This is a genomic window from bacterium (assembly GCA_021159335.1).
In the GTDB taxonomy this organism is placed as follows: Bacteria; UBP14; UBA6098; order B30-G16; family B30-G16; genus JAGGRZ01.
On sequence record JAGGRZ010000077.1, the window covers coordinates 1 to 11544 of the forward strand.

At 46.5% G+C, this 11544-nt stretch carries 9 protein-coding genes and 1 tRNA gene; all 10 read left to right on the forward strand.

Annotated elements, in window-relative coordinates; translation table 11 throughout:
* Window positions 1-618, forward strand: a 618-nt coding sequence (locus J7J62_04530) for a hypothetical protein (protein MCD6124420.1), incomplete at its 5' end; no start/stop codon positions are given.
* A complete protein-coding gene (locus tag J7J62_04535; GenBank protein MCD6124421.1) occupies window positions 615-3377 on the forward strand; it encodes a hypothetical protein in 2763 nt (920 codons plus the stop codon). The genes J7J62_04530 and J7J62_04535, both read left to right, overlap by 4 nt.
* A gap of 122 nt (window positions 3378-3499) precedes the next feature.
* Window positions 3500-4093 (forward strand): T9SS type A sorting domain-containing protein, encoded by a 594-nt coding sequence (locus J7J62_04540; GenBank protein ID MCD6124422.1) that lies wholly within the window; start codon window positions 3500-3502, stop codon window positions 4091-4093.
* The gene (locus J7J62_04545) at window positions 4090-5418 is read left to right on the forward strand and encodes a replication-associated recombination protein A (protein MCD6124423.1); all 1329 of its coding nucleotides are present in this window, start codon (window positions 4090-4092) and stop codon (window positions 5416-5418) included. Before J7J62_04540 ends, J7J62_04545 begins: the two co-directional genes overlap by 4 nt.
* 18 nt (window positions 5419-5436) lie before the next feature.
* Window positions 5437-5754, forward strand: a complete 318-nt coding sequence (locus J7J62_04550; GenBank protein ID MCD6124424.1) for a hypothetical protein — start codon at window positions 5437-5439, stop codon at window positions 5752-5754.
* Window positions 5755-5902: 148 nt separating this feature from the next.
* Window positions 5903-6307, forward strand: a complete 405-nt coding sequence (locus J7J62_04555) for an HPP family protein (GenBank protein MCD6124425.1) — start codon at window positions 5903-5905, stop codon at window positions 6305-6307.
* A gap of 236 nt (window positions 6308-6543) precedes the next feature.
* Window positions 6544-6945 (forward strand): TraR/DksA C4-type zinc finger protein, encoded by a 402-nt coding sequence (locus J7J62_04560; GenBank protein MCD6124426.1) that lies wholly within the window; start codon window positions 6544-6546, stop codon window positions 6943-6945.
* Window positions 6946-6954: 9 nt separating this feature from the next.
* Entirely contained in the window at window positions 6955-8814 is a 1860-nt protein-coding gene (gene ftsH / locus J7J62_04565; GenBank protein MCD6124427.1) for an ATP-dependent zinc metalloprotease FtsH, read from the forward strand.
* 81 nt (window positions 8815-8895) lie between these two features.
* Window positions 8896-8969: transfer RNA gene (locus J7J62_04570), tRNA-Arg, on the forward strand.
* A gap of 65 nt (window positions 8970-9034) precedes the next feature.
* Window positions 9035-11544, forward strand: a 2510-nt coding sequence (locus J7J62_04575; protein MCD6124428.1) for a PQQ-binding-like beta-propeller repeat protein, incomplete at its 3' end; no start/stop codon positions are given.

Genomic DNA, 11544 nt, shown 5'->3' on the forward strand with positions numbered 1-11544 from the left:
ATAGCGCTTCCGTTGGCAATTTTGCCGACACTTTGGGACAGGAGAAATTGGAAACTATGGTTCGCATCTTTTGTTATTGCTTTTGCTATGGTGTTGCCTTGGGGTATCAGAAATTATAACAATTTCGGAAAATTAGCTTTTACGAGTAATTTGTGGGTTAATTTATGGATAGGTAATGGCAGTCAGGCTGATGGCGGTTATTTCGACCCACCCGATGCGCCCGGTAATAACGAATTTGCTTCTGATGAATGGTTTAAAAGTAAATTATTGGATGACCTTGCTAAAGAACCCTTGCGACCGTTCCTACTAATTCCACTTAAAGCAGCTCATTTCGCCATACCTGCGGTGACAGCTGCCAAGTGGGGACTTGCCGATGTTTTGGACGAGAGGTTTATTTCGGCTATCGTTATATTGCTTACCGCAATAAATCTATTAGTTGGAGTATTATTCGCCCTTTGCGTGGTGAAAGGGCGTGTCAAACCTCAGTTATTATGGGTCATGGCATACTTTTTAGTGATTTCGCTCGTATTTTTTGGGAATGACCGCTTTCGTTTTCCGATAATTTCACTTATATTAATTTCGTTAGCGGGAAAATGTTTAGGCAAGGAGGAAAAATGATTTTTGCAGTCATCATTGCTATTGCGACGGCACTTTCAGCGGGACAGCTAACTGTAGAACTCTCTTTTTCGGCTGATCAGGTAAATATGGTGAATGTAGATGGCTACTGGACTGTGAGAATAGACGGTGGTTATCTATGGGGTGAGCCAGGGCAGCCCGAACTTCCAGCGGTGCCCATTAATGTGCTTTTGCCACCGGGAAAAAAGGCGAAAACGATAGAGATAGATAGTATAAATTTTGTTCCCATAGCCGAGGGGATAATTGTTAAACCAATGCAAAAGCCTGCTATACGCTCGCTACCGCGGAATACAAGATTCGAATTCATTGAACCTGATCCAGAAATTTACCATTCTCCGCAGCCGTTTCCAGCACGAAATGTCATACTCTCGGGGAGCGGAAATTTTTTTGGGTTTTCCATAGCAGGCATAGTAATAATACCGTTTCGCTACTTTCCGAAAACCGGTAGGCTTGAGATCGCTCAGAAAATAAGCCTTTCCATTACCTACGAGTCGTCCTCTTTTTCTCATCCAGCAAAGCGTTCCCCAACAAGCGATTTGGTTGCGAGAAATCTCGTTGAAAGTATTGTTGTTAACCCTCAGATGGCTGACCATTACAATAGGTTGTGGACTTGGGACCCCTCGTCCCACGATTACCTAATCATAGCTCCTGACAGTTTCGACGGTATCCCTGCCATGGAATCGTTTAGGCTCACTCTGAAACGCATGGGCTGGAACGACACTTTAGTCAGGCTTAGCGATGTTTTTTCTACCGCTCACGGTGAGGATTGGGCAGCTAAAGTCAGGAATAAGATTCGAGAACTGTGGCTTAGCGAGGGTGTAGTTGCGGTAGCGCTAATAGGGGATTCCCCGTTGATTCCGCTGCGTTATGCTTATGCGATGGACTGTGAGGCTGGGATAACGCCTGACGAAAACTACATTCCTTGTGACCTTTACTTCTCCGACCTCGACGGAGACTGGAATGCGGACCATGACACACTATACGGCGAGGTTAGCGACTCGATTGACCTCTATACTGATGTGCTTGTCGGAAGAATCGCGGTTGACAATACCCTTCAATTGGAAAATTGGGTGAGAAAATTCAGAGTTTATGTAGAGAATCCGCCTGACAGTTTTGCTAATAAAGCTTTGTTTTTAGCGGAAATACTGTGGCATTCCCCTCTTACCGATGCAGGAGTTGGCAAGGACATGATCCATGATGAATCGTTACCGCCCCATTTCGAACTCGTAAAACTTTATGAGTCAATGGGAAACGAAAGCTTGTTAAGTGCTATCGCGGAACTGAACAAAGGATACAATGTCATAAACCATGATGGTCACGCATTTTATTCTGGAATGGGGGTCGGCACTGGATATCTCAATTCGATGCTTGTTGACCGACTTGTGAACTATCCTCGATGCGGAGTCCTTTATTCTATAGGATGCTGGCCTGCTGCATTTGATTACGATTGTGTGGCTGAACACTTCTTGACAAACAGAAGGGGTGGAACCATTGCGTTTGTTGGCAACTCGCGCTACGGATGGGGTTCACCGGGGAATCCAGGCTACGGCTACTCTGACATATACGACAGACTCTTTTGGCACGATGTTTTCTCAGGTATACCCTCACCTGGTGGTGCTCTTACTGCGGTTAAAGCGAGACTCGCGCCTCTGTCACGATGGGAGAATGTTTGGCGATGGAAAATATACGAGGTTAATGTTCTTGGCGAACCCACAGCACCGATATGGCAACAGGAGCCCGACAGTTTCACGGTTGAGCTGCCAGATATGGTGCCTCCCACCGGTGGAAACATCGCTATTCCGCCTTGCGAATGTGTGGTAACAGCGTTGCAGAATGGTCGCGTTATTGGAAGAGCGTATGGTCTTTCTGACTCCTTGCTTTCTATTTCGCCTGTATCATCTGCTCCTGTTGAGGTAGTGTTGTTTGATCCCAATGGCATGAAAAAAATGTCCGTCGAGACATTGCTGGTGGGGCATGGTCCTTTCCTTTCGATGTTGGCGATCTCACCTAAATTCGTTTTGCCCAAAGATACCGTTGATATGCGAATCAGGCTCAAGCAGAAATCTGGTGATTGTGTTGGTTTTTCTATTTTGCCCAGAGCGATTTCGGGTTGTGAGGTCCTTTCATATACAACGCCGCCTGAAACACTTCGCGAAGGTGACACCTTTAATGTTACGCTTCGCATTGCTGTTGACTCAACGGTTGGCATCGACTCGATTGTTAGGATAAATCTCAACGCCATCTGTGGTGGTGACACGCTGTTAAGAACTATCGCCATCCCTGTTAAAAAGCCGATAATAAAAATTCTTCGTATCGTGGGTGATATGTGCTGGAACGGGTTGGATTCGTTTACTTTTACTAATACCGGAAATGCGAACTTTAACGGGTGCATTAAGATAATCCCGCTCGATTCCTTGGTATTGGATAGGGATACACTTTGCTTTACTATAGGAGTCGGCGAGACACTGATTGTGCCCGCAGGTTTTGGGATTATATCTGCTTTTGGCAAGTATGTTCGATTGGAATACGATTATAAATACGGCTGCGATACATTTTACATGCCTTTCCCGTCCTTCGGATATGGTGCAAGAGTTTTTGACGATGATGTTGACCATCCATTAAACCGGATTTCAACCCAACGGGTGATTGGCATATATGCGATGAAAGAGCACATAGCAATCCTCTCCCGTCCCCCGGATATGGTGCAAAAGTTTTTGACGATGATGTTGACCATCCATTAAACCGGATTTTTAACCCAACGGGTGATTGGCATATATGCGATGAAAGAGCACACAGCAATATATACAGTTATCATTGCGCTGATACTTCGACTGGTTTTTATCGCAATAATGCTGATGAATGGTTGGTTAGTCGTGCGCTTGTTGCCCTCGATGAACCTGTTCTGTCTTATTGGCTGAACTACGATATTACCACATATGGAACAGATGGTTTGTATACATATATAATAACAAACTATGATACTATACAGCTCGACTACATCGGTGCGGGTGGCGCGTTGCCACCGTTTCTTACTTTTCATATGGGATGGGCAAGATTCGAGTATAGCATTCCGTTAAGTTTCGGAGATACATTCAGAGTTGCCTTCCGTTTCGTTTCAGATTCTTCCGAGACTGCGCAGGGATTTTTTGTGGACGACATAACGTTAAGCGGACTCTCAACGGAGTGGATGGGTTCTGTTTGGGAAAAGCCTGATAAGTCAGGTTTTGACATTATTTGTGCGCCAAACCCATTTAATAAAACCGTGACGATCGCCGTTGATGGAATCAGCTCAGGCAAAATCTATATATTCGATGTGTTAGGAAGGCTCGTTTATCGCGGTAAGTTGGCTGGCAAACCTGTTGTGTGGCAGCCATCAGCATTGAATTCGGGGGTTTATTTCGTCCGCATAGTGGGACAAGGCAAGGTTGCAAATAAACGAATTTTATACATAAAATGACGAACCTTTTTGAAGAAAATAAGGCGAGAAGGATATCCGGTGAATATTCGTTCCTTCTTGCTGATAGGATGCGCCCGCGCACACTGGACGAAATAGTGGGACAGGAACACCTCATAGGAGAGGGAAAACCTATACGAAGAATGGTTGAAACGGACGAGTTGAAGTCGATGATTCTATGGGGACCGCCCGGCTCGGGAAAAACGACTATAGCCTATGTGATAGCAAGACTTACTAAGATGGATTTTCTTTCGTTTTCTGCGGTTCTGGCAAGTATAAAGGAGATAAAACAAGTTATCGAGCGTGCTGAGCGAAATCTGAAACTTTACGGCAGGCGTTCTATACTTTTCATTGATGAAATCCACAGGTTCAACAAGGCTCAGCAGGATGCATTTTTGCCCTATGTTGAGAGAGGCGCGATAATACTTATCGGTGCTACAACGGAAAATCCATCGTTCGAAATTATTTCACCGCTTCTTTCCCGGCTTCAGGTTTTCGTTTTGAATCCGCTTGAACCCCATCACATAAAGACCATAGTTTTGCGCGCGCTGACCGACAAGGAGAGAGGATTGGGCAAAACAAGAGACGACATAGACGACGATGCGCTCGAGCTTATAGCGAATGTTAGTTCGGGCGACGCACGATTTGCGCTTAATCTTATTGAGCTCGCTGCCCAGATGTCGGACAGGATAACCGTTGATGTCCTCAAGACTATTCTTCAGCGGGAGAGGATTATATACGACAAATCTGGTGAGGAACATTACAATTTGATCTCAGCACTCCATAAATCGATTCGCGATAGCGACCCCGATGGTGCTCTGTATTGGCTTGCCCGTATGCTTGAGGGCGGTGAGGACAGACGATACATCGCAAGAAGGCTTATACGCATGGCTGTGGAGGATGTGGGTCTCGCTGACCCTTATGCACTGCTTATAGCTATAGCTGCCCAGCAGGCGTTCGACTTTGTTGGCTCTCCCGAGGGTGAACTGGCATTGGCTGAGGCTGCCGTTTATTTGGCTTATGCCCCGAAAAGCAATTCATTGTACAAGGCTCTTTCGAGCGCTATGGCTGATGCAAGGGAATTCGGCTCTTTACCGGTGCCGCTTCACATCCGAAACGCGCCAACGAGGCTTATGAAGGAATTGGGCTATGGAAAGGGTTACAAGTATGCCCATGATTTCGATAACCACATTGTTGAGCAGGAACATCTTCCGGAAAAACTCCGCGGAAGAAAGTATTACATCCCAACAGAGCAGGGGTTTGAGGCGAAAGTAAAGCGCCGCTTTGAGGAAATAAGAAGAAAGTTGAGGGATAGAAAGAATAAATAGTGCATAAAGGAGGTAACGATGGCATTCAGGGTTCTTTTCATGGCGCATTCCCCCGATGCAGACCCCGATAAACATAATTGGATTCTTGAGACCGATATGTATAAGTTGTTCGTGGTTTTCGTTAAAAACCAGAATCAGGCAATAGAAATAAGCAAAAAATTGGCAGAAGACGAGAATATAGACTCGATTCTTTTGTGTCCGGGTTTCACCCACAAGGATGTTGCTGAGATTGTGGATGCTACCGGTGGTAAGGTAGCTGTGGCTGTGGCGCGTAGTGATGGTCCAAGCAGCCGCATTTCAGCCGAAGCCAGAAAACGCGAAGGCTGGATAAAATAGAACCCGTTATAAAATAGAACCCGTTTTGCCAGCACATGAAAACTTACTTCAAAGAGTAGAGCGAAGATTTGCGAAAAATTGACAGAATTACCTTATCCAAAGTTTTTACGCTACATTCGCTATTTTTGTAGTTTTTCTCGTTCTCGGCATGGCTCATACCATAATCGTGGCTTCCATAGCAAGCGGTTGTTTTGTTATTTTTGTTATGCCCAGTAGCCCTACGGCGCAGCCCAAAAATCTCGTGGGGGGACACATTGTCGAGCTCGCCTCTGGCTCGTTATACACATTTTTCGCCTATGACGCTGTTCAGCCAACATCGTTTATTTTTTATGCGTTCGTGTTTGGCATTTCAATTTTTCTGATGATTCTTACCGATACCGAGCATCCTCCAGCAGCGGGCACCGCATTGGGGGTTGCTGTGCATGGTTTCTCGATCGATGTGGTTGTTGCGGTGGTAATGAGTGCAATAGTGCTATCAATTATAGCACGACTGTATCTTGCTGCTAAATTCGGTTTAAGTTATGAGTGCGATAAAAATGATAAGGCATTTTAATGAAAAACATTGGCTGCGCTTGCGTTACGCTCTTTTGGCAGTAAGCTTTCTACTGCTTTTCTTGTTTGTTCACTCATGCACAGATAGTCTTACTGATGTTGGCATTGCTGTTTGATGGTTAAATTTTTGTTTCGCATTTGATTTTTCGTTGTATAATCTGTTGCGAAGTCAAATCAAATTGACTTGACATTTAGAAAATTTTCGTTAAGAATTGCTGATAAGCTATTGGAGGTAGTATGCGGAAGAGAGAGCTGGAAAGGTTTAGGAGAAAGCTTCTCAAGATGAGGGAAGAGATACTTGAGGAGCTGAAACAGTTTGAACAGGAGAAACTCGAACAAAACATGCGCGAGAGGCTGGGTCAGGTGTCGGCATTTACGACCCATCCTGCCGATATCGGCAGTGTTACTGACGAGCAGGAGCGAGCATTTCTTCTCGCGGCGCATAAGCAGAAAATCCTTGATGCCGTGGACGAAGCCTTGTTCAGAATAGAGCAGGGCACATACGGCAAGTGTCGTGGCTGCGGGAAAAATATTGAGATGGAACGGCTTAAAGCTATTCCGTATGCGGAATATTGCCTATCCTGCCAGGAAAAAATAGAAAACGAGGGCGTGCCCTCGCAAAGTCGAATTTTGGGGTGATGTTTTTGTATGGCTAATGTTCCTCAAAAACCTCCTACAACGAGGAAGATAGGTGGGGGACTTATTGTCTGGATTGTCCTTTTCCTTCTCGTTTTTGTCGTGGCGTCGCTTCTTTCGTCCAATCAGGAATTGCGCCTCAAATTAAGCTACACGGAGTTTCTTAAGAGCGTTGAGGAGGGCAAAGTAGCGAAAGTTCACTTTAAGGGGCACAAGATTATCGGAACATTCACAAGTCCGTACTCAGTCCCGCTTGATGGCAGACGCACAAGAAGGCTCGAATACGACCAGTTTACCGTTGTGATACCCTACGATGACCCTGACCTGCCGAAAATGCTTGCCGAGAAAGGAATTGAGGTAACATCGGAGGAAGAGAAGTCGGGCTTCTGGACGATAGCGCTAAATATTCTTCCATGGCTTTTGATTCCGCTTCTTTATTTTGTGTTCATACGGCAAATGCGTGGTGCGCAGCAAGGAATTTTCTCTTTTGCCAAGAGCCGCGCAAAAAGGTTCGTGCAGACTAAAAACAGAGTCACATTTGACGATGTAGCGGGCTGCGAGGAGCCGAAGGAGGAACTTAAAGAAGTAATAGAGTTTCTCAAGAATCCGCAGCGGTTTTCAAAACTTGGCGGGCGAATTCCGCATGGTGTGCTTCTTCTGGGACCGCCAGGGACGGGGAAAACTCTTCTTGCAAAGGCGGTAGCAGGCGAGGCTAATGTGCCCTTCTTCTCTATTTCGGGTTCTGATTTCGTCGAGATGTTCGTTGGTGTGGGAGCGTCGAGAGTAAGGGATCTCTTCGAGGAGGCAAAGAGGAATGCGCCATGCATAATCTTTATAGATGAGATCGATGCTATAGGGCGCTGGCGCGGGGCTGGGATAGGCGGTGGTCATGATGAGCGCGAGCACACGCTTAACCAGCTTCTCGTGGAGATGGATGGTTTCGACCCTAATGAGGGGATAATAGTAATGGCTGCAACGAACCGTCCTGACATTCTCGATACTGCATTGCTTCGTTCGGGAAGGTTTGACAGGCAAATAGTAATAGACAGGCCTGACCTCAGGGAAAGGTACGAGATACTGAAAGTGCATACGAGAAACAAACCCATGGCCGATGATGTTGACCTTATGGCTATAGCGCGCGGGACGCCAGGGTTGGTCGGTGCGGACCTTGAGAACATCGTTAACGAGGCTGCGTTGCTCGCGGCTCGAAAGGGCAAAGACAAAATCGATATGGAGGACCTTGAGCAGGCGATGGACAAAGTTATGATGGGGCTTGAAAGGCCGAGCGTGAGGTTGACTCCTGAGGAAAAGAAAATTTCGGCATATCACGAGGCTGGTCATGCTCTGGTGGGGATGCTGACGCCCGGTGCCGACCCTGTGCGGAAAGTATCCATAATTCCTCGCGGGATGGCGCTGGGGATTACTCAGTTCATGCCAAAGGATGACAAGAGAATCTATCAAAAATCATATATAGATTCCATGCTAAAGTATCTGTTAGGCGGTAGGGCAGCGGAGCTTATAGTTTTCGAGACGCCCTCGACGGGAGCGGAAAACGACCTTAAGAAAGCCACCGAGCTCGCCTATAAGATGGTTGCGCAATGGGGTATGAGCGAAAAAGTGGGACCGATAAACTACTCGGAGGTCACGCAAGAGGTATTTTTGGGCAAGGAAATCGTTTCTCGAACTCACATAAGCGAAAGAACTGCTGAACTTATTGATTCTGAGGTTAAAAGGCTTATTGAGGAGGCTCAAAGCGCCGCTATTGAGTTGCTTAGAAAAAATCTCGATAAACTTCATAAACTTGCACAGGAACTAATGAAGCGAGAGGTGATGACCGGGGATGAGATAAAGGGGTTGTTGGGGCTAAGTTGATGAAGTTTTAAAAACATTATTAACCACCATCCCCCATCCTTCTTGACAAAAAGCATCGCCAGAAATATTTTCACAATTGTAGCCCCCGTAGCTCAGGAGGATAGAGCGGCGGTTTCCTAAACCGTAGGTCGCAGGTTCGAATCCTGCCGGGGGCATTTTTTATCGTTGCCGTTAACACGGTTGAAGTCTATATTTAAAAGGTTATAATAGGGGGTGGTTGATGAGTAAAATGGGGATTCGCGTTTTTTCGCTGCTTTTCATTCTTTTATTTTTCGCTCTTTCCTTAGCGCGCCCGTGTAATATTCTGATTTACAGTAATGCTACAACATGGCATTATAGGCTCGATAGCTTGAAAGCGATTCTTGAGAGGATGGGCAACACAGTCCGTCTTGAGAACCGTTCGACGCTGCGGAATCTGGCTACAGTCTTACCCGGTGATTATTCCCAATTCTGGTATGTTAATGGAGGCTACTATTTTTCGAGGACACTTACTGCTGCCGAACGGGATTCGATAATAAAGTTTGCTCAGATGGGGCGTGGTCTGGCTATTCTGGCCGATCACTCGCCGGGCTTCGCCAACGACGCAAACTACATAGCCGGCAGGTGGGGGGTTAGCTTCGGCGGATATCGTGACCATAGAGGCTCGTCGCCCTGTGATTCAGCTGTCAATTTCTTCCCGCATCCTATAACGGATGGAATAAATGCTATTGAGACAAACATCTCGGAGGGGATGATACATTATAGAGGCTCAAGTTCGGGATTTTCGGTTCTCGCTACCAAACTTACATCGGGCAACCACGATACACTTCTTGCTGCGCTACTTACGGACACTTTTCGTGTGTTCTTTGATGCCTCGTTCGTGAGATATCTTAACGGTCGGGTTTCGCGATGCCAGAGTCGTAAGCTCGTTCATAACATTTCGTGCTGGCTTGAACCGGGGGGTTGCGGATGCGTTAGATGCACTACATCACTTGATTCTGTGTGGTTCTTTGAGGAAACGGATTGCGATGAGAGAAACATCGTGCTTGTTTGCTACATACTTAATAGCACATGTCCTGGAAGTTCGTTCATCGTCGATGTTAGTGTATCACCTGACAGCGGTCGAAACTGGCTTAATTTCGGAAGCGGATGGTTCAGGACTTTTTACGATACAGCTGGTGATGTAGGGGACAGCGTTTCGGCTGGCCCGCATTGCTTTTCATGGGACCTCGGATTAGACCTGCCTGATACTGAAAGCATGAAATGGGCAGTTGAGGTTCGGGTATCCAGACCAATGGAAGGCGGCGAATGGCCGATGTTTCAATACGATTGCATGCACACTGGACGAAGCCCATATAACTGTTGCCATAATTGGTTATCCATTGACACGATGTGGAGTGTTGACCTTGGTGAAAGGATAATGTTTCCTGCAGTTTACAAAGATACTGTTATATATGTTGCGACTGTTGGTGGCAGGCTTCACGCGATTAAATTCGACGGCACACTGCTTTGGACGGCGAGAATAGGTTCCACCTCGTATAGTGGTCCCGTCCTACTTAATGATGGCAGCATCGTAATTGGAAATCAGGCTAATCAGGTTGTTCAGGTCAGGCCTGATGGAACCATAGGCTGGAGATGGACATCACCTAATAACTTAAGGGGAATCAGGCATTGTCCGATTATAGGTTTTGACGATAGAATCTATACCGTTGGATACTATACTTCAGATTGGCACGGTCATCTTCTGTGCTTTACCCAGAGCGGGACATTTATTTGGGACAGGAGTTTACCCGGCGGTGGCTCTTGGATTTACAGTTCACCCGCTATGGACGAAGACACACTGATTTTCACAGTTGATTATACCAATAGCCCTGGAGAGCTCGTTTGCTATAATAGTTCGAGCACAGTCCTCTGGCGTTTTAATACTTATCCACACTCAGGCGAGACCGATCTCAGGTCCTCCCCAACAGTTGATACAGTGCGCAATAGGGTTTACTTTGGCAGCAACAAGAACAATCCACGCGGTATGGTTGCTGTTGACTACTCCCGAACTGCTGCGACATTAGCATGGTTTTACAATGTCGGGGCGGGCAATAATGTTAACTGCTCGCCGGCTATAGATACAGCTGGTAACATCTACTTTGGCACATCAAACGGGACATTTTACTCTCTGACTCCATCGGGCGCATTGCGGTGGACATTCAGAACAGGTGGCGCCATAAGCGACCCGGTTATAGACCCCAGCGGCTGTGTGATTTTCGGTTCCGCGGATAGCAATCTTTACATAGTTTCTGCTGCTACAGGAAGTCTTCTTTATAGCATAAATCTCGGCAGCCCGGTTGTATCGCCGATAATAAGCCAAAGCGGTATTATTTATGTTGGCACTGCTTCAGGGAAATTTTACGCTTTAGGGTGTGGTTTATCAGTCGTTGCTGAACTCGCTGATACAGCTTACGGTCCGGTGGATTCTCGTCCGCCGCGGATTTCTATTTCATGCCCTGAGACCGCAGTATTCCTTGGTGAGCCTGCTCATCTGTCGTGGCATGTTGAGGACATGTTCTGGGCTAATGACCCGTGCTCGGTAAGAATAAATATGTGTGGGACAGAAAGCGTGATTGTCGTGGCTGACACTGCGCTCGATTTCGTTGCCCCCATAGATTTACCCTGTGATAGCGCGGTGGTTTACTTATCTGTTCGCGATTCTTTCTGCAATTGGGGACATGATACCTGCATTATAAGATTTATGCCGCC

What these genes read in the sequence shown, in the direction of transcription:
- J7J62_04535 (MCD6124421.1), top strand. Translation starts at nt 615, where the DNA reads ATGATTTTTGCAGTCATCATTGCTATTGCGACGGCACTTTCAGCGGGA.
- J7J62_04545 (MCD6124423.1), top strand. Translation starts at nt 4,090, where the DNA reads ATGACGAACCTTTTTGAAGAAAATAAGGCGAGAAGGATATCCGGTGAA.
- J7J62_04550 (MCD6124424.1), top strand. Translation starts at nt 5,437, where the DNA reads ATGGCATTCAGGGTTCTTTTCATGGCGCATTCCCCCGATGCAGACCCC.
- J7J62_04555 (MCD6124425.1), top strand. Translation starts at nt 5,903, where the DNA reads ATGGCTCATACCATAATCGTGGCTTCCATAGCAAGCGGTTGTTTTGTT.
- J7J62_04560 (MCD6124426.1), top strand. Translation starts at nt 6,544, where the DNA reads ATGCGGAAGAGAGAGCTGGAAAGGTTTAGGAGAAAGCTTCTCAAGATG.
- ftsH (MCD6124427.1), top strand. Translation starts at nt 6,955, where the DNA reads ATGGCTAATGTTCCTCAAAAACCTCCTACAACGAGGAAGATAGGTGGG.